The sequence below is a fragment of the Streptomyces sp. NPDC014734 genome, from assembly GCF_043083325.1.
GTDB lineage: Bacteria > Actinomycetota > Actinomycetes > Streptomycetales > Streptomycetaceae > Streptomyces.
In genome coordinates this window covers 208,114-226,656 of the sequence record NZ_JBIBYN010000002.1, presented here as the reverse complement: position 1 = coordinate 226,656, position 18,543 = coordinate 208,114, and the positions used below count along the sequence as shown (strand labels likewise).

At 71.1% G+C, this 18,543-nt stretch carries 15 protein-coding genes and 2 tRNA genes; 10 read left to right on the top strand and 7 right to left on the bottom strand.

Annotated elements, in window-relative coordinates:
- Window positions 1-37: 37 nt before the first annotated feature.
- Together ACF1CT_RS04900 and ACF1CT_RS04895 are read right to left on the bottom strand one after the other, a co-directional pair.
- Window positions 38-1,501 carry an aminopeptidase P family protein gene (locus ACF1CT_RS04900; RefSeq protein ID WP_391782333.1) on the bottom strand — a complete coding sequence of 488 codons (1,464 nt, stop codon included), beginning with the start codon at window positions 1,499-1,501 and terminating at the stop codon, window positions 38-40.
- Window positions 1,502-1,674: 173 nt separating this feature from the next.
- Window positions 1,675-3,051 carry a PP2C family protein-serine/threonine phosphatase gene (locus ACF1CT_RS04895; RefSeq protein ID WP_391782332.1) on the bottom strand — a complete coding sequence of 459 codons (1,377 nt, stop codon included), beginning with the start codon at window positions 3,049-3,051 and terminating at the stop codon, window positions 1,675-1,677.
- Window positions 3,052-3,680: 629 nt separating this feature from the next.
- On the opposite strand from ACF1CT_RS04895, the gene ACF1CT_RS04890 reads away from it, so the two are divergent.
- Window positions 3,681-4,409, top strand: a complete 729-nt coding sequence (locus ACF1CT_RS04890; RefSeq protein ID WP_391782331.1) for a bifunctional DNA primase/polymerase — start codon at window positions 3,681-3,683, stop codon at window positions 4,407-4,409.
- A gap of 66 nt (window positions 4,410-4,475) precedes the next feature.
- On the opposite strand, the gene ACF1CT_RS04885 is transcribed toward ACF1CT_RS04890, so the two are convergent.
- From ACF1CT_RS04885 to ACF1CT_RS04870, 4 genes are all read right to left on the bottom strand, one after another.
- The gene (locus ACF1CT_RS04885) at window positions 4,476-4,649 is read right to left on the bottom strand and encodes a hypothetical protein (RefSeq protein WP_391782330.1); all 174 of its coding nucleotides are present in this window, start codon (window positions 4,647-4,649) and stop codon (window positions 4,476-4,478) included.
- Window positions 4,650-5,322: 673 nt separating this feature from the next.
- Entirely contained in the window at window positions 5,323-6,306 is a 984-nt protein-coding gene (locus ACF1CT_RS04880; protein ID WP_391782329.1) for a DUF5926 family protein, read from the bottom strand.
- Between the two features lie 338 nt (window positions 6,307-6,644).
- Window positions 6,645-7,331 (bottom strand): ATP-binding protein, encoded by a 687-nt coding sequence (locus ACF1CT_RS04875; RefSeq protein ID WP_391782328.1) that lies wholly within the window; start codon window positions 7,329-7,331, stop codon window positions 6,645-6,647.
- Window positions 7,332-7,384: 53 nt separating this feature from the next.
- Window positions 7,385-8,218: a glycerophosphodiester phosphodiesterase gene (locus ACF1CT_RS04870; RefSeq protein WP_391782327.1), complete on the bottom strand. Its 834-nt coding sequence runs from the start codon at window positions 8,216-8,218 to the stop codon at window positions 7,385-7,387.
- Window positions 8,219-8,518: 300 nt separating this feature from the next.
- Between ACF1CT_RS04870 and ACF1CT_RS04865 the strand changes: the two genes are divergently transcribed.
- Window positions 8,519-10,015, top strand: coding sequence for a trypsin-like peptidase domain-containing protein (locus tag ACF1CT_RS04865; protein WP_391782326.1), 1,497 nt, complete (start codon window positions 8,519-8,521; stop codon window positions 10,013-10,015).
- Window positions 10,016-10,068: 53 nt separating this feature from the next.
- Window positions 10,069-10,153: transfer RNA gene (locus ACF1CT_RS04860), tRNA-Ser, on the top strand.
- Window positions 10,154-10,302: 149 nt separating this feature from the next.
- Here the strand turns inward: ACF1CT_RS04860 and ACF1CT_RS04855 are convergent.
- Window positions 10,303-11,292 (bottom strand): prealbumin-like fold domain-containing protein, encoded by a 990-nt coding sequence (locus ACF1CT_RS04855; protein WP_391782325.1) that lies wholly within the window; start codon window positions 11,290-11,292, stop codon window positions 10,303-10,305.
- A gap of 533 nt (window positions 11,293-11,825) precedes the next feature.
- On the opposite strand from ACF1CT_RS04855, the gene ACF1CT_RS04850 reads away from it, so the two are divergent.
- The 7 genes from ACF1CT_RS04850 (at window position 11,826) to ACF1CT_RS04820 (ending at window position 18,217) form a co-directional block, all read left to right on the top strand.
- A tRNA-Trp gene (locus ACF1CT_RS04850) sits at window positions 11,826-11,900 on the top strand.
- A 504-nt stretch (window positions 11,901-12,404) separates the two neighbouring features.
- Window positions 12,405-13,577, top strand: a complete 1,173-nt coding sequence (locus tag ACF1CT_RS04845; protein ID WP_391782324.1) for an acyl-CoA dehydrogenase family protein — start codon at window positions 12,405-12,407, stop codon at window positions 13,575-13,577.
- On the top strand, window positions 13,574-14,587 hold the full coding sequence (locus ACF1CT_RS04840) for a bifunctional MaoC family dehydratase N-terminal/OB-fold nucleic acid binding domain-containing protein (RefSeq protein ID WP_391782323.1): 1,014 nt from the start codon (window positions 13,574-13,576) through the stop codon (window positions 14,585-14,587). The genes ACF1CT_RS04845 and ACF1CT_RS04840 overlap by 4 nt, the downstream gene beginning before the upstream one ends.
- A gap of 1 nt (window position 14,588) precedes the next feature.
- Window positions 14,589-15,623, top strand: a complete 1,035-nt coding sequence (locus ACF1CT_RS04835; RefSeq protein ID WP_391782322.1) for an acyl-CoA dehydrogenase family protein — start codon at window positions 14,589-14,591, stop codon at window positions 15,621-15,623.
- A gap of 50 nt (window positions 15,624-15,673) precedes the next feature.
- Window positions 15,674-16,147 (top strand): MaoC family dehydratase, encoded by a 474-nt coding sequence (locus tag ACF1CT_RS04830; protein ID WP_391782636.1) that lies wholly within the window; start codon window positions 15,674-15,676, stop codon window positions 16,145-16,147.
- A complete protein-coding gene (locus tag ACF1CT_RS04825; RefSeq protein ID WP_391782321.1) occupies window positions 16,144-17,310 on the top strand; it encodes a lipid-transfer protein in 1,167 nt (388 codons plus the stop codon). Before ACF1CT_RS04830 ends, ACF1CT_RS04825 begins: the two co-directional genes overlap by 4 nt.
- A 220-nt stretch (window positions 17,311-17,530) precedes the next feature.
- Window positions 17,531-18,217, top strand: coding sequence for a SigE family RNA polymerase sigma factor (locus tag ACF1CT_RS04820; protein WP_391782320.1), 687 nt, complete (start codon window positions 17,531-17,533; stop codon window positions 18,215-18,217).
- Window positions 18,218-18,543 lie beyond the last annotated feature (326 nt).

Here is an 18,543-nt window from a genome sequence, read left to right as displayed (position 1 = left end):
CCGAGACGATCGGTCCGCGAGGGCCGGTCGGTGACGGTCAGCCCTTGAGACGCGCCATCCACGCCTCGACCTCGTCGGCCTGGCGGGGCAGCTTGTCCGAGAGGTTCCGGTTGCCGTCCTCGGTGACGAGGATGTCGTCCTCGATCCGGACGCCGATGCCCCGGTACTCCTCGGGCACGGTCAGGTCGTCGGCCTGGAAGTACAGGCCGGGCTCGACCGTGAGGCAGACGCCGGGCTCCAGCGTTCCGTTCACGTACGTCTCGGTGCGTGCCGCCGCGCAGTCGTGGACGTCCAGGCCGAGCATGTGACCGGTGCCGTGCAGCGTCCAGCGGCGCTGGAGGCCCAGCTCCAGGACCTTGTCCACGGACAGGTCGCCGAGCAGACCCCACTCGACGAGCTTCTCGGTGAGCACCCGCTGCGCCGCGTCGTGGAAGTCGCGGTAGTCGGCACCGGGCCTGACCGCCGCGATGCCCGCTTCCTGGGCCTCGTACACCGCGTCGTAGATCTTCCGCTGGAGCGGCGTGAACGTGCCGTTGACCGGAAGCGTGCGTGTCACGTCGGCGGTGTAGAGGTCGTTGGTCTCCACACCGGCGTCGAGCAGCAGCAGGTCGCCGGAGCGCACCGGGCCGTCGTTGCGCACCCAGTGCAGGGTGGTGGCGTGTGCCCCGGCCGCGCAGATCGAGCCGTAGCCGATGTCGTTGCCCTCGACGCGGGCGCGCAGGAAGAAGGTGCCCTCGATGTAGCGCTCGCTCGTCGCCTCGGCCTTGTCGAGGACCTTCACGACGTCCTCGAAGCCGCGCGCGGTGGCGTCACAGGCCTTCTGCAGCTCGGCGATCTCGAACTCGTCCTTGACCAGCCGGGCCTCGGAGAGGAAGGTGCGCAGCTCCTCGTCGCGCTCCGCGGTGACCTTGTCGGTCAGCGCGGCCTCGATGCCGGCGTCGTGACCGCGGACGTTGCGGACCGGTCCGGTGGCCTCGGTGAGCGCGGCCGGGAGCTCGCGGACGTCCTTCGCCGGGATGCCCAGCAGCTGCTCGGCCTCGGCGAGGGAGTTGCGGCGGCCGACCCACAGCTCGCCCTGGCCGTCGAGCCAGAACTCTCCGTTCTCGCGGTCGGAGCGCGGCAGCAGATGGATGGTCGCCTCGTGCCCGTCCGCGGTCGGCTCCAGGACGAGGACGCCGTCCTGGGTCTGGTCACCGGTGAGGTAGGCGTACTCGGTGGAGGCGCGGAAGGCGTACTCGGTGTCGTTGGAGCGGGTCTTCAGGTTGCCCGCGGGGACGACCAGGCGCTCGCCGGGGAAACGCGCGGAGAGCGCGGCGCGCCGGGCGGCGGTGTGCCCGGCCTGGGCGATCGGTTCGAGGCCGTGCAGCTCGGTGTCGGCCCAACCGGACTTCATGTTCGCGGCGAGTTCATCGGAGACGCCCGGGTACAGGCCGTTCTTCCGCAGCTTGATCGTCTCTTCCGCTTCGGTCTCCGGGGTCTCCGGGGTGAGCTCCTCAGCCACGGCTTGTCTCTCCTTGATACGACACTGGACCCCGTCCATCGTACGGGTGTACGGAAGGGGGCACAGGGCCGGAAGACCTGTTACACGGTCGTGGCCGCGGCGGCGCCCCTCCGGGCCGATTTCGGCGCGGCGCCGAGGACACCTTCCGGTGCGGTGGGGCACCCGCCGCGCGTTCAGGCGAAGGCGAACCGTGCGGCGAGGACGACGACGTCCTCCGTTCCGGCGTCCAGATCGAGTCCGTCCGGCAGCATGGTCCTCAGCACGTGGTCGGCGACGGCCTCGGGGGTGTCGCGCAGCGCCTTCGGCACGCGCGCCGCCGCCGAGTGGAGCCGTGCGAACGCCCGGTCCGTCGAGTCGCCGGTGCGGCGCAGCAGCCCGTCGGTGTAGAAGAGCACGGTCTCGCCGGGGGCCGGGGTGATCTCCACACTGGGCGCCTCCCAACAGGCGAGCATGCCCAGCGGGGCGGAGACCGTGGTCTCGACGAACTCGGTGCGCCGGTCGCCGATCACGAGCGGAGGCGTGTGGCCCGCACCGGCCAGCAGGATCTTGTGGCGGGACGGTTCGCAGTAGGCGAAGAGGGCGGTCGCGGAACGGGCGGGTTCGGTGAGCCGCAGCAGCAGTTCGAGGTCGGAGAGCACGGCGACCGGGTCCTCGCCCTCCATCACGGCGTACGCCCGCAGACCGGCGCGCAGCCGGCCCATGGCGGCCAGCGCACTGGGCCCGGAGCCGTCCACCGACCCCACGGCGAGACCGAGAGCCCCCTCCGGCAGGGCCAGCGCGTCGTACCAGTCGCCGCCCCCCTGCGGCGCCGCGCGGTGACGTGCCGCCAGCTGTACGCCGGGAACCCTGGGCAGCCGGGTCGGCAGCAGCTCCTCCGCGACGGTGGCGACATCGGCCCTGGCCCGCTCCAGTTCCAGCAGTCTGGCCAGGTGCTCGCCCGCGTATCCGGTGTAGAGGCCGACGAGATGGCGTTGGCGCTCCCGGGGTTCGGCCGGTTCGTCGTACAGCCAGACGGCGGCGCCGAGCCTGCCGGTCGCCCCGGCGGTGATCGGCACGGCGTAGCTGGCGGCGTATCCGAGCCGGGCGGCGACCTCGCGGCGCCGGGGGTCCAGGGCGGTGTCGCCGAGCAGATCGGGGGTGGTCTGCTCCTTCTCGGCGTCCGGGAGGCCCTCCAGGATCCGGCCGTAGGAGGTGGCGCTGCGCGGCACCGTGGCCATGTGCCCGAGTTCGGCGTGCGCGAGCCCGAGGCCGATGGTGCTGACGGGGCCGCGGCGGTCGGACGGTTCGAAGGCGACGAGGCCGCGGCGGGCACCGACGAGCGCGGCCCCGGCATCGAGCAATTCGTGCAGGGCGTCGTCGAGCGTGCTGGTCCTGGCCAGCCGCTCGGTGAGTTCGTGCAGCGTGGTGAGATCGGAGACCCAGCCGGCCAGCCGGTCCTGGATGAATGTTCCGGGGGCGGCCGGTACCGCGGACAGAGAACCGGCAGTCTGCGCTGAAACAGGAATCGTGGGATCGATTCCAGCCACTTTCGGCAGGTGCGGGGCGCTCATGGCAGTCGGCTTTCCCGCCGGTGCGCCTCTGGGAATAGCATCGCAAACCCCCATGTCATTCTGCGCCGCTATCAGTGCATCCACATGTACACGTAGCATCCACATGTACACGTACAAGTAAGGCGATGTCCAGCATCGTCCCCGCAGGATTTGCGGTGTCCGGACGTCTGTTAAGTTGGCTGAAAAATGCACCTTGCGGTCGCCATTTGCGGTCGACTGGGTGTGCTCGACAGGGGGTGTTCTCGGGGTGAAGTCCCATAGGGAGCGTCATTTCGGGCATGCTGGGTACGTGAACGACGATGGCCGCGGGCAGTTCTGATCGCCCCGGGAACCTGGCAGCGGGTCCGGACGTCCTCTCATGTGACGGCCACGCCCCCCACCCCCGAGCGGCGGGGTTGCACTGCACCTCGGGGCGGTATGCGCGACACGTGCGCTTCTCCTCGCCACGTTTGTGTTCCGACCCGTCTCACCCCTCTGTTCGAACTGGTTCGGCGCACGCTCGGTACGACGACCCGCCCGTGCGGCGGGGCGAAAGAGCGTGTACGCATGGTGAAGTGACGCACGCGCGGTGTGACAAGCGCGTGGTGTGATGTGGACCCTCGGCGTTCAACGGAAAGGAACGAGCGCTCATGCGCGAGATCCTCGGAAGGCGACGCAGGCTCCGGCGCAGGGCAAGGCCCGCTCCGCTCGACGCGGTCCTGATCTGTGCCACGGCATGGCAGTGGCCGGTACTCCCCGGTGTGGGGCTGGAGGCGGCCGGCGGCCGCGGAGGCCGTGGCCGCGGGTGCGCCTGCCCCGATCCCGAATGCGCCGTACCCGGCGCGCACCCCTTCGATCCCGGTCTTCTCGCGGCGACCACCGATGAGCGCATGGTGCGCTGGTGGTGGACCAACCGGCCGACGGCTCCGATCCTGCTGGCCACCGGAGGGCACGCCCCCTGTGCGCTGAGCCTGCCCGCGGTGGCCGCCGCGCGGGCGCTGGCGGAGTTGGACCGGATGGGCGTACGGATCGGCCCGGTGGTGGCGACGCCGACCCGGTGGTCGCTGCTGGTCGCGCCCTACACCCTCGAACGGCTCGGTGAGCTGCTGCACGCCCAGGACCGGGTGCCCAGCTCGCTGCGCTTCCACAACGAGGGCGGGTACCTCGTTCTTCCGCCGTCCGAGGCGGGGACGGGGCAGGTGCGCTGGGAACGGGCGCCCGCGCCGTCGAACTCCCGGCGCGATGCGAGCGGCAGCCACGACCGAAACCGTGCCGCCTGCGACACGGCTCCGTGGCTGCCGGACATGGGGACGGTGCTCGACGCGCTGGTCGAGGCGAGCAACGGCGCGTCCGACGGCGACAGCCGGCTCGCGTACTGATCCCCGGCGGTCCAACCGGATCGGTTGAGCCGGATCGGTTGAGTCGGACCGGTTGAGCCGGACCGGTCACGCGGAGCCGAGCAAGTCGAGCGAGCTCGGTGAGCCGGGCGAGTTCAGCGAGCCGAGTGAGCCCAGAAGGTTCGGCGCGCTCAGCGGATCGAGCAAGTCGAGCGGGTTCAGCGCGCTCAGCAGGTCGAGTGAGTTCAGCGCGCTCAGCAGGTCGAGCGAGCGAATGAACACGGTGAATCGAGGGACCGGTGACCGTCGGCTGATCGGTATCGGGATTCGTGCGTGCCGGAGACGGTCCACGGGTCCCGATGTACGTCACCGCCTTCTCCCGAAATTTCCTCTCGGGTCGACCTTGTATGGGCACATGCAAAGTCTGCCGCTGCAAAGTTCCGTCGACGGGCGGCTTTCTGATGGCTCTTTTGAATCGCATCCGTGGAATTATTCGAAGATTTATTCGAGCAATAAGGAGGGGGCTGCGCAGCGAGGTGCGCGGTCCTCTCCGCCGCGGGCACGGCCGCCTCGGTGGCCCCTGCTGCTCGCGGGGGCCGGCGCGGAGGCGGCCCGTGCGGCGGAACAGGGCGTCAAGCCGGAGTGTGTCGTGCCCGGTTGGCGGCGTGGCGCGGGACGAGGGCCGGGGACGGTCGCGAAGGGCGGGTGCGGCGACTCGGAGGGGCGGGCGGATGGCGCCGCGCCGGTGGTGTGAGTGCGCGGGCTCGTGCGCCGCACCGGGAAATGAGGATGCCCGATCGCTGGCGACGGGGGATGCACCAGCGACCGGGCTTCTAGAACGGTAACAAGAGATCTGCCGTTCGCAAATTCGATCTCGCGTATTCGGACAGTGATTTACCTGTCAGTACGGCAAGTTGTGACGCGCATCACGCAATCGGTCTCGTGATCGTCACTGTCAGCTGAGCGTCACTTGGCGGTTGGTGAGCCCGCCCCGGGCCCGTCGTTCCTCGGCGGTGAGCGGCGCGTCCGAGGCCAGCGCCGCGGTCAGCCGTTCCGCGAACTCCACTGCGGGCTTTTCGCACTCGGCCGCCCCCATGGCGCTCGGCAGGTCCCAGACCGGAACCATCAGTCCGTGTGCCCGGAAGGAGCCGACCAGCCTCGTTCCCTCGCCCAGCGACGAGGTACCGGCGGCGTGCAGTCGGGCGAGCGCGTCGAGGAGCTGCTCCTCGGGGTGCGGCATGACCCAGCGCAGGTGGTTCTTCTCCGGGGTCTCGCACCAGTAGGCGGCGTCCACGCCGGAGAGCCGCACCGTGGGGATCGCCGCCTCGTTCGCACGTTCCAGGGACGCGGACACCTCGGGCGCGGCGTTCTCCGAGTCCGGAACCCAGAACTCGAAACCGGAGTGCACAACGGGCTCGAACGTCGCCTCGGGGGCGAGCACGTCCTGCAGCCTCGGCCCGTCGGCCGGTGCCCGTCGGGCGGTCACCGGTGAACCGGGCTCGGCCTCCAGGGCCTGCCGCAGTGTGTCCGCGAGATCGCGGCTGAGGTCACCGGACGGCGTGTCGTTCTGCAGGCCGAGCAGCACCGAGCCGTCGTCCCGGCGGAGGGCCGGCCACGCCATCGGCAGGACGGTCGCGAGCGTCACGGAGGGCACTCCCTCGGGGAGTCCGTCCTTGAGCGTCAGCTCTACCGTGGCGGCCGGCACCAGTTCGCGCAGGGCGACCCAGTCGCACTCACCGGCCAGGCCCTCGAAGGGGCGGGGAACCAGTTCGGTCACGGCCTGGACGGCGGCACGGCCATGGCACGCCTTGTAGCGGCGGCCCGAACCGCACGGGCAGGGCTCGCGAGCCCCGACCACCGGGATCTCGCCGTCCTCGCGTTGCTGCTTTCCGGCGAGTTGTTGCTTCCCGGCCTTGGTCTGAGGGCGCTTCTTGGCCATGGTGGGCTTTCTCCCGATTGCGACAGTGCGGTCTGGCCCGCGAGCCTAGCGGCCGGTGCGGAGTCCGGAACACCTGTGCCCGCGCACCGCGAGCGGCGCGACGCCACCCGTGTCGGATCGCACCACCCCGACCCGCGTCCTGGTCCGTGTCCCGACCGGGGTCGTGGACCGGAACCCCGGTCGGGGTTCGCCCGTGCCCCGACAGACTTCCCCCGCGGCCTGGATCGAGTGCCGCCCGTGTCGCGGACCGGGCTCCGGACCGGATCTCCGCCGGCATCCCGGACCGGATCTCGCCTCGTGCCGCGGATCGCGTTGCGGGGCGCGTCCGGCGCCGGACCTCAGCCCACGTCGTCGAGGGCCTCCGCGAGCCCCAGTCGGCCCAGCCCCGCCCGGCCCGCCCGGCCCGCAGGGCCCGGCACGCCCGTCACGCGTGAGGCACCCGGCAGACTCGGCACGCCCGGGGCCCCGGACGCGCCCGTCGAGCCGCCCGTTCGCCGATGTCCCTCGTGGACGAGTACCCAGACGGTGACCTCGCCGGCGGAGCCGTCGCGTACGCCCCAGTCCTCGGCGAGCGCGCTGATGATGTTGAGTCCGCGGCCGCCGCGTGCGGTCACCGACGGTGTGGCCGGAACCGGTCGGGTCGGCCCTCCTCCGTCGGTCACCTCGACGGTCAGCCCGCCCGTACCGTCCACGCGCCACGCGGCGCGGATGTCGCCGTCCCCCACATCTGTGTGCCGCCCCAGCGGCCTGCCGTGCCGGCAGGCGTTGCTGAGCAGTTCGGAAAGGATCAATACAGCATCGTCGACGACCGAATCCGGCATGCCGCGACTGCGCAACTGCTCACGCATCCGGTGCCGCGCCTGACCCACGCCCGCAGGGCCATGGGGTACGGCCATGCTCGACGACGTGGGCACTTCCTGTGCCACCACCAACGCCACCCCCGAGACCTCCTTTGCCCCACGCCACGGAGTGGATGCCCCCCTGGGCGGGGCCGGAAACCGCCTGGTCGTCTGCCGGTGACGCACTCGTGACGATCGAATACGGTTCGAATGCGCCGGTGTACCCCTCGTGACGAGAATCAGAGGCGTCCCAGCTGCGCGAGAACCTGTTTGGGGCGGTTCGTGATGATTGCGTCAACGCCGAGGTTGACGCAGAGTTCCACGTCCTCGGGTTCGTTGACGGTCCAGACGTGCACCCGGTGGCCCGCGCGGTGCAGACGTTCGACGTAGCCGGGGTGGCTTCGGACGATCCGCATCCCGGGGCCGGCGATCCGTGCTCCGGCCGGTAGCCGTCCGTCCCGCAGGCGCGGCGAGACGAACTGCATCAGATAGACGGTGGGCAGGGTGGGGGCCGCGGCCCGGACGCGGTGCAGGGAGCGAGCGGAGAAGCTCATGATCCGTACCGGTGACGGGCCGTCGGCGGGCGGGGCGTCGAGTGCGAAGCGCTTCAGCAGGTGCAGCAGCCGTTCCTCGACCTGGCCCGCCCAGCGGGTGGGATGTTTGGTCTCGACGGCCAGCTGGAGCGGGCGCCCGGTGGCCCGGGTCTCGGTGACCAGTTCGAGCAGTCGCTCCAGCGTGAGGACCGAGGTGAGTTCCCCCGGTACCGGATCCCAGTCGGGGGACTCCGATTCCTCGCGGTCCTTCCAGGAGCCGAAGTCGAGCGCGGCGAGTGCGGACAGTTCCAGGGCGGAGACGGCGCCGCGGCCGTTGGAGGTGCGATTCACGCGGCGGTCGTGCACGCAGACGAGATGTCCGTCCGCGGTGAGTCGCACATCGCACTCCAGGGCGTCGGCGCCGTCCTCGATCGCCTTCCGATAGGCGGCCAGAGTGTGCTCGGGGACGTCGTCGGACGCGCCTCGGTGGGCGATGACCTGGATGGAATGGTGCGTGGAGTCCTGCCGTGCGTGGGTCACCGCGCCATCGTGTCACCGAGGAGCGGATGCTGTGCACGCCTCTGCGCCCGGGGGTGCGCGCGACGGCGCCCAAAGGTACGCGCGATGACATCCGGGCGGGGTGCGGGGGAGGAGCGGTGCCACGCGTCGCCGTCGCGCATGCCCGGGGCCGGGAGTCCGTTTCGCCGGATGTAAAGATTGCTGTGCGAACGCACAGGTCCTGCTTACAGTGGCCTGACGTGCTGTGGGAAAAGCTGTCCCAGGACACGTACACAGCGGATCTCTTGCCGAACATGATGTGGAATCGAGGAGTAAAAAGCTGTGAGCACAGAGAACGAGGGCAACGAGGGCACCGCGGGCGAGGCCGTTCCGTCCGTTCCGTCCGTACCTCCAGTGCCGGCCGATGCTCCGAAGGGACCGCCCACGTCCGCCCCCGCCCCGGCGCATCCGCAGACGCCCGAGGGGTCGGCCGCGCAACAGCCTCCGGCGGAAGGGCCGGCCTTCCCCCCGGCGGACGAGACGACCGCGACCGCCCCCATGGGGCCCGTCCCGGCCTCGGCACCCCCCGGTTTCCAGTCGGCCGCCGAGGCGAACTGGCCCCCGCCGCCTCCCCCCGTCCCCGCGTACGCACACCACGGCGCGGGTGGCGGCGGCCCGGTCTGGGGCGCCCCGGACCAGCTCCATTCCCCGCAGGGTCCGCGGAAGCGGGGCATGGGCGGGCTGGTGGCCGCGGTGGCCGCCGCGGCACTGATCGCAGGCGGTATCGGCGGCGCCCTCGGCTACTGGGCGGCCGACCGGAACAACTCGTCCAACGGCTCGACCACGATCTCCGCGTCCTCCGATCCGCAGGGCTTCAAGCGCGATCCCGGCACGGTCGCGGGTGTGGCTGCCCGGGCGCTGCCCAGTGTGGTCACCATCGACGCACAGACCGGTGACGGTGACGGTGGTACGGGTACCGGCTTCGTCTACGACAAGCAGGGCCACATCCTCACCAACAACCATGTGGTGGCCTCCGCCGCGGACAGCGGTCGCCTCACCGCCACGTTCTCCAACGGCAAGAAGTACGACGCCGAGGTGGTCGGCCGGGCGCAGGGCTACGACGTCGCGGTGCTGAAGCTGAAGAACCCGCCGTCGGGGCTCGCCCCGCTCTCCCTCGGCAACTCGGACCGGGTGGCGGTCGGCGATTCGACGATCGCGATCGGTGCCCCGTTCGGCCTGTCCAACACGGTGACCACGGGCATCATCAGCGCCAAGAACCGTCCGGTCGCCTCCGGCGACGGCTCCAGCGGCAGCAACTCGTACATGAGCGCCCTGCAGACCGACGCGTCGATCAACCCGGGCAACTCCGGCGGCCCGCTGCTCGACGCGCGCGGAGCGGTCATCGGCATCAACTCGGCCATCCAGTCGACCGGCAGCGGCATGGGCCAGGCGCAGGCCGGTTCCATCGGCCTCGGCTTCGCCATCCCGATCAACCAGGCGACCAACGTCGCGCAGCAACTGATCAAGACCGGCCAGCCGGTGTACCCGGTGATCGGTGCCACGGTCACGATGGACGAGAGGTCCGGCGGCGCCGCCATCTCCGACCGGGGCACGGGCGATACGGAGGCCGTGGCGAAGGACGGCCCCGCGGACAAGGCGGGTCTCCGGGCGGGCGATGTCATCACGAAGTTCGACGACACCGTGATCGACAGCGGTCCGACCCTGATCGGCGAGATCTGGACGCACAAGCCCGGCGACCGCGTGACCCTGACCTACCAGCGCGACGGCAAGACGGCCACGGCCGAAGTCACCCTGGGGGAGCGCAAGGGCGACAGCTGACCGGCTAGGCTGTCCTCGCGTCGGCCACCGCCCCGATGGGGTCGGCGACGCGGGGTGGGTTGCCCGAGCGGCCTAAGGGAACGGTCTTGAAAACCGTCGTGGCGCGAGTCACCGTGGGTTCAAATCCCACACCCACCGCACCAGACGAACGGCCCCTGACCAGGCGTGACGGTCAGGGGCCGTTCTGGTGTCCGCTGCCCGACAGCCACCGTGTCCCCCTTTGGATTCCCGCCCGATCGGGCAGTGCCGTTCTCACCTTCGACACCGTCGAACCGGCGGATGCTCGGTCACTTGCAGTGCGTGCCCTTGCAGGGTTCACCACGGGTGTTGCTGACGGTGGTGGAGAGGACGGGGTTCTGCTCGGTCAGTTCGTAGGGACCGGTGACGGGGTTCCCGGGCAGCAGGTAGCCCTCGGGGACGGCGATCTCCTGCAGGTGGAAGGCGCCAGGTTCCAGACCGCCGAACGTGCACAGGCCCTGCTCGTCGGTGGCGCAGGCGCTGCCGACCGGGGTATCGGGATTGCTGCTCGTTGTCTGGAGCCCGTCGATGTTGTTGGTCTCCCGCCACAGCTGGAAGACCGCACCGGGCAGCGGCCTCCCGTTCTTCACATCGGTCTTCCTGACGGTGAGTTCGCCGTTGGCGGGAGCGCAGGGTTCCCACCGGAAGGTGGCTTCGCCGTTGCCCTGGCGTGCACCGGTGACGAAGGCGGCACCTCCGGGCCCCGTGCTGGATCCTCCGCCCCCACCGGCCCCGCTGTTGTAGGCGGTGGGAGACGCGGCGCCTCCGCCGCCCCCGGTGGCTCCGCCGCCGCCTCCACCACCTGCGCCGCCGTGCGGGTCGCGGATGCTGTCGCCGCCGCGCCCACCGACCGGTCCGATGGCCGGGGACCCGTTCTGCCCGTTCGGTTCCGTGGTCGGAACGTTGATGCCGCCCTGGCCGCCTTCCCCGCCAGGGCGCCCCGGCTTGCCCTCGTCGTCCCCGGCCAGACCGATGCCCGGCTCTCCGGTTTCTCCACCGTCCCCGCCGCCCATGTTCGAGGAGAAGAACGACGCACCCCCGCCGCCGCCTCCGCCCGCCACGATCAGCGGGGTCGAGCCTGTGCTGATGACGGTCCGGCCGCCACCGCCTCCTGCGGTGATCCCGCGGATCTCGCCGTTCACCCGGTAGGCGCCGCCCATTCCTCCACCGCCGTAGCCGCCTCGGGTGGGCTCATCGGGGTCGTCCCCGCCGTGGCCCGCACCCCCGACGTCGACAGTGAGGACCTGACCAGCCGTCACGTTCAGCGGCGCGGAAACCTGCGCCCCCTGCCTCCCGGCACCCCGTACTGACCGGTGCCTCCGGCTGCCCCGTACGCCCACGAGTCTTGTCTGTGCGAGTCTCGTGATCGCAACATAGGTGTGAGAACCGCACAAACATGCTGAGGCGAGGGCACGTCCCGGCGTGACGACTCGAATGGCCTGTTCCGCCGCCGAGTTTCTACCGGCGCCTGGCGGGGCACCCGGCCGGCCATCACGGCCATCACATCCTTCGGACAGCAGCGGCGCCGTCGCCGGTCCGGCGCGCACCTCGGACAGCGTCGCTTCGTCGGTGCCGGTGGTGCCGGTGGTGCCGGTGGTGCCGGTGGTGCCGGTGGTCCCTGTGGTGCCTGTGGTGTCGGTGGTGCCTGTGGTGTCGGTGGTGGTGGACGTGCGGCGTGCCCGGGCCTTCGGCGCAGTATCGATTCATTCCGCTCCCGGCTTCGGTTCCGCAGATGGAGTGCGGCCCGGAACGCCTTTGCGGCGAGGGTCCCTGGACCTACGGTGTGAGGGGCGGAGCCGTAGCGCAGAGGTCGTCGCGCGCGGTCTCCAAAATCGCGAGGACGCCGGTTCGAATCCGGTCGGCTCCGCCTTCTCGGAGTGCCGAGTGTGCCGGGTGTGCCGGGTGTGCCGGGTGTGCCGGGTGTGCCGGGTGTGTTGTGTGTGTCGTGTGTGACAGATGCGCCAGGTGTGACAGGTGTGACAGGTGCGTGATGACGGGCATGACGGGCGCGGGATGTCTGTCCGGCGTGGCCGGTGCGTCTGCGGCGTCCTGAAGGTCACGGGCTCCGACCGCGGGCCACTGCCGTGCGCACAGTCGGTCCCGGCTCCCGGCCCCGGCTTCTATCCACCGGCCCCCATCCCCCATCCCCCGGCTCCGGCTCTGGCGTGAGCCATGCCGACGGTGCGGTGCGACGCGGTGCGGTGCGACGCGAAGGAATGAACTCTCTCGGTGTGTCGGCGCCCCGGTGCGATGGCTGAGGGGCGCCAGGGGGTGAGGTCGGTCTCCTTGACAGTCACCATGAATCTGACGGACAGTCAGATAATGAGTCCGAGACCTTGATTCGTATGCCCGCGCCCGGGAGGCCGCCGCCGTGCACCTCGCCCAGACGGAGCGACAGCGAGAGCTGCGCGCCGAACTCCGCACCTACTTCCGCACGTTGATGCCCAGGAGAGAAGGGGCGCGGCCCGGTGCCGAGGACCCGGCCGAACAGCGTCGGCTGCTTCGCCGGATCGGCGCGGACGGGATGCTCGGGCTGGGCTGGCCCGTCGAGTACGGCGGCCGGGGCCGCGGCGCCGACGAGCAGTTCGTCTTCTTCGACGAGGCGTACCGGGCGGGAGCGCCCGTATCGATGGTCACCCTCAACACGGTCGGCCCGACCTTGATGAAGTACGGAACGGCGGAGCAGAAGGCCTATTTCCTGCCCAGGATTCTCGGCGGCGACCTCGTCTTCGCCATCGGATACAGCGAGCCGGAGGCGGGTACGGATCTGGCGGCGCTGCGCACCAGGGCCGTACGGGACGGTGATTCCTGGGTGATCGACGGGCAGAAGATCTTCACCAGCAACGCGCAGAACGCGGACTGGATCTGGCTCGCCTGTCGCACCGACCCCCGGGCGCCCAGGCATCAGGGCATTTCGATCATTCTGGTTCCTACGGAGACCGCGGGATTTTCCTGGACGCCGATCGAGACCGTGGGCGGGCTGACCACCACGGCCACCTACTACGACGGGGTGCGGGTACCGGCCGGCCACCTGGTCGGCGAGGAGAACGGTGGCTGGGGTCTGATCACCAACCAGCTCAACCACGAACGGGTGGCACTCGCCGCGATCGGGATGCAGGCCGAGGACTTCTACGCGTCGGCTCTCGCCTTCGCCCGCACGCCCGATCCGGCGACCGGGCTCCGTCCGGCCGACGAGCCGTGGGTACGGGCCCGGCTGGCCGAGGCGTACGCGCGGCTGGCGGCGACGCGGCTGCTCAACTGGCGGCTGGTGGGGGACGTCGGTGCCGGCTCGTTGGCTCCCGGTGACGCGAGCGGCGTGAAGTTCGCCGGGACCGAGAGCGCCGTCGAGGTGTACCGGATCTGCCAGGAGGTCGTGGGGGACGCGGGCACGGTGCGGGGCGGTTCGCAGGGGTGCTTCGGGGACGGGGAGCTGGAGCGGATGAACCGGGCGGCGCAGATCAACACCTTCGGGGGCGGGGTGAGCGAGGTGCAGCGGGAACTCGTCGCGACCATGCGGCTCGGCATGAGGAGGGGCAAGCGGTGACGGGCACGCCGGAAGAGGAAGAGGCGGAGGGGCGGCCGACGTCGTCGGGGCAGGACCCGTTGTACGCGCGCCTCAAGGCGTACGAGGGGCGGGCGGCGGCGACCGCGGGCGTCGGCAAGGACCCGGTCAACGAGCCGATGATCAGGCACTGGTGCGAGGCGATGGGGGACACCCACCCCGCCTACACCGGACCGGAGGCGGTCGCTCCGCCGACGATGCTCCAGGCATGGACGATGGGCGGGCTGTCGGGGCACACCGACCGCTCCCCGGCGTACGAGGAGTTGTTCGGCCTGCTCGACGGGGCGGGGTACACCTCCGTGGTCGCGACCGACTGCGAGCAGGAGTACCTGCGTCCGCTCCGGCCCGGCGACCTGATCACCTTCGACGCGCTGATCGAGTCGGTCTCGCGACGGAAGACGACCAAACTGGGGACGGGCTACTTCGTCACGACGCGCATGGACGTGCACGTGCGGGGCGAACGCGCCGGGACGCACCGCTTCCGGATCCTCAAGTACGCGCCGGCGGCGAGGAGGCGAACTGCGGAGGAGCCCGGAGCGGCCGATGCGCGGAAGCGGTCGTCGGGGGGTGGCGAGGGGCGACCGCGACCGCGCCCGGTGATCAATCGGGACAACGCGGGCTTCTGGCAGGGGGTCGCCGAACACAAGCTGCTGATTCAGCGGTGCGGCGAGTGCCGGAAGGCGCGCTTCCCCTGGTTGCCGGGCTGCAACGCGTGCGGCAGCCAGGAGTGGGACACGTTCGAGGCGAGTGGCGAGGGCACTGTCTTCAGCCATGTGGTGATGCACCACCCGCCTTTTCCCGCCTTCGCCGCGGATGGGGACGGCGGGCCGTACGCGGTGGGGCTGATCGAGCTGGCGGAGGGGGTACGGATGGTCAGCAACGTGATCGGTGTGCCGTACGACAAGGTACGGACGGGGATGCCGGTGCTGCTGGAATTCCTGCGTGCCGACCCGGAGTTGGTTCTGCCGGTCTTCCGAGGGGGTGAGGGCTGACATGGACTTCGTCCCCACCGAGGAACAGTCGGCGGCGCAGGGGCTGGCGGCGCGGATCTTCCGGGACCTGTCGACGCACGAGCGCCTGGTCGCGGCCGGCACGGGGATCGACACCGCGCTGTGGAAGGAGTTGTGCGCGGCGGGACTGACGGCGGCCGTCGAGGAGATCGGGTTGCTGGGGCTGGTGCTGCTGCTGGAGGAGCAGGGCCGGACCACGGCCCAGGTGCCGTTCGCGGTGAACGGCGTGTACGGGCTGCTCGCGGTCGCCGCCCACGGCACGGACGAGCAGCGGGAACGGCTGTTGCCCGGGCTGCGGGACGGCACGGATGTCGCCACCGGGGCCTTCCCGGCGCGCGGCAGGGTGCACACGGACGGCGGGGGGCGGCTGAGCGGTCGGGTGCCGTACGTGCCGTGGCTGCGCGACGCGTCACTGGTCCTGGTCGCGGATGCGGACCGTCGGCTGTGGATCGTGCCGACGGAGGCGGCGGGGGTGGCGTCGGAGCCGGTGGAGACCACGGCGCCGTGGTCGGCGGCGCGGCTCGTCCTGGACCGGGCGGCCGGGGAGCGGATCGGCGGCGCGGGGGCGTACGAGGCGGTCCTGGCCGTGGGCCGGATCGCGTTCGCCGGGCTGCAGGCCGGAGTGTGCGCCGGTTCGCTGGCCCGGGCGGTCGCCCACACGAACACCCGCGAGCAGTTCGGGCGTCCGCTCTCCACCAAACAGGCGGTGCTGATGCGTGCCGCCGACGCCCATATGGACACCGAAGCGATCCGGGTCACCGCGTACGAGGCTGCGTGGCGCCACGACATGGGGCTGCCGTACGCGCCCCAGGCGCTCACCGCCGCGTGGTGGGCGGCGGAGGCGGGGAAGCGGGTGGTGCACGCCGGGCAGCACCTGCACGGGGGGACGGGCGCGGACCTCGACCACCCGGTGCACCGGCACTTCCTCTGGGGCCGGCAGCTCGACGCCCATCTGGGCAGTGGCAGCGAAGTGCTTCAGGAACTCGGTCGACTGCTGGACGAGGAGGGACCGGAGTGAAGATCGGCACCGGGGCGGAGGGTGATGCCGGTGCGCAGGTCGGCATCGGAATGGCACTCGGCGAGGAACTGGAACCGCTGGAGATCGAGGTGACTCGCACCCTGATCGTGGCGGGTGCCATCGCCTCCCGCGACTACCAGGACGTGCACCACGACGCGGAACTCGCCCGGGAGAAGGGCTCCCCGGACATTTTCATGAACATCCTGACGACCAACGGCCTGGTCGGCCGGTACGTCACCGACCGCCTCGGTCCGTCGGCCGTGCTCCGCAGGGTTGCCATCAGGCTGGGCGCACCCAACTATCCCGGCGACACCATGGTGCTCACCGGCACTGTCACCGCACTCGGTGACGACGGGACGACAGAGGTGTCGGTCGTCGGGACCAACGGCCTCGGCAGACATGTCACCGGCACCGTCGTCGCCACCGTCATCACCGCCGACGGCGATGCCAGGGATACCAGGGATGCCGGCGGTGCCGGTGCCGGTGCCGGCGGTGCCGATGGTTCTCGGAAGGGGACGGCATGAGTCTGCGCAGGGCCGACTCGCTCGGTGGCAGGGCGGCGGTCGTGGGCGTCGGGGCGACCGAGTTCTCCAAGGACTCCGGGCGCAGTGAGCTCAAGCTGGCGGTCGAGGCCGTACGGGCCGCCCTCGACGACGCCGGGCTGACCCCCGCCGACGTGGACGGCATGGTCACGTTCACCATGGACACCAGCCCGGAGATCACCGTCGCTCAGGCCGCCGGGATCGGCGAGCTGTCGTTCTTCTCCCGCGTGCACTACGGGGGCGGGGCGGCCTGCGCCACCGTGCAGCAGGCGGCGATGGCCGTGGCGAGCGGGGTGGCCGACGTGGTGGTCTGCTACCGGGCGTTCAACGAGCGCTCCGGGCGCAGATTCGGCTCCGGGGTGCAGCAGCGCGAGCCCACCGCGGAGGGCACCGCACTCGGCTGGAACCTTCCCTTCGGGCTGCTCACCCCGGCCTCCTGGGTCGCCATGGCCGCCCAGCGCTATCTGCACACCTACGGGCTGACCCCGGACGCCTTCGGACATGTCGCGGTCACCGACCGGCGGCACGCCGCCCGGAATCCGGCCGCGTACTTCTACGGAAAGCCGATCACCCTGGCCGACCACGCCGCGTCGCGGTGGATCGTCGAACCCCTGCGGCTGCTCGACTGCTGCCAGGAGACCGACGGCGGACAGGCGATCGTCGTCACCAGCACCGAGCGGGCCCGCGACCTGAGGAGGCCGCCCGTCCCCATCGTCGCGGCGGCCCAAGGGGCGGGCCGGGCGCAGGAGCAGATGACCAGCTTCTACCGGGACGGTCTGACCGGCCTGCCGGAGACGGCGGTGGTCGCCCGACAGCTCTGGCGGAGCTCCGGGCTCTCCCCGGCCGACATCGATGTGGGCATCCTTTACGACCACTTCACACCGTTCGTGCTGATGCAGCTGGAGGAGTTCGGCTTCTGCGCCCCTGGGGAGGCCGCCGACTTCGTCGCCGCCGACGCGCTGCCCCTGAACACGCACGGGGGTCAGCTCGGGGAGGCGTATCTGCACGGGATGAACGGCATCGCCGAGGCGGTCCGGCAGATCCGGGGCGCGTCGGTGAACCAGGTTCCCGGCGCGGCCACCGCCCTGGTCACGGCAGGTACCGGCGTACCCACCTCGGGTCTGATCCTGGGCGCCGGCGGGTGAACGCGGCAGACCGCCCGCGCCCGGCGGGCCCCGGCGTGCGCCCGCCCGTTCCCGGCCGGTCGTCGCGACCCGCCACCATGCCCGTGGCAACCCTGAGCGGCCCCGCCGACGGCTCCACCTTCAGGAGGTGGGACGGGCCCCACCCCTACACCCTGAGGCGGACGCCGTTTCGGGACCTGGGGCCGATCCCCGGAGCGACGCCCGCTTCTAGCGTGGAGACATGACCACGCCAGTCTGCACAGGCATCACCGGGGGAGCCGCCGGCACCGAACATGTCCCGCACGGCTCACCCGCCGTGCACACGCCGCGCACCGTACCCGCGCCGCGTGCCGCGCACATCGCGCAGGCTTCGTACACCGCGCAGGCTTCGTACACCGCGCAGGCTTCGCACGCCTCGCGGCCGCAGTACGCGCCGTACCCGTCGTTCTCCTCGTTCGTACGGGCCCGCGGACCCGTACTGTTGCGTGCGGCCCGCTCGCTCACGGCGAACCCGTGCGATGCCGAGGATCTGCTGCAGACCGCGCTCACCAAGACGTATGTCGCCTGGGAGCGGATCGAGGACCACCGGGCGCTGGACGGCTATGTCCGCCGGGCGCTGCTCAACACCCGGACCTCGCAGTGGCGCAAGCGCAAGGTCGACGAGTTCGCCTGCGACGAACTGCCGGAGCAGGAGGCGCTCGGCGCCCCCGATCCGGCCGAGCACCAGACGTTGCACGACGCGATGTGGCGCGCCGTGCTGAAGCTGCCGGACCGGCAGCGGGCCATGGTCGTCCTGAGGTACTACGAGGACCTGAGCGAGGCCCAGACTGCCGAGGTGCTCGGGGTGTCCGTCGGTACGGTGAAGAGCGCGGTGTCGCGGGCGCTCGGCAAGCTCAGGGAAGACCCCGAACTGACCCCGGTCAGGTGACAGCGGAGTCCGGCCCGGCGTCAGCCTCAGCTCGGGGTCTGTCCGGAGACCCGAACCGGTGCCCGTCCGGAGACCTGAACCGGGGCCCGTCCGGAGACCCGAACCGGTGCCCGTCCGGAGACCTGAACCGGGGCCCGTCCGGAGACCCGAACCGGGATCTGCCCGGAGACCCGAACCGGGGCCCGTCCGGAAACCCGGCCGGGAAACCCGGCCCGGAAGCCGAACCGAGCACTCGATCCGGACTGCTCCCCGGATGACCTGGAAATTCGTGGTCCGAAACTAGTGACATACCGCCCGGTATGCGCGCAGAATCAGCGGAACCCTAC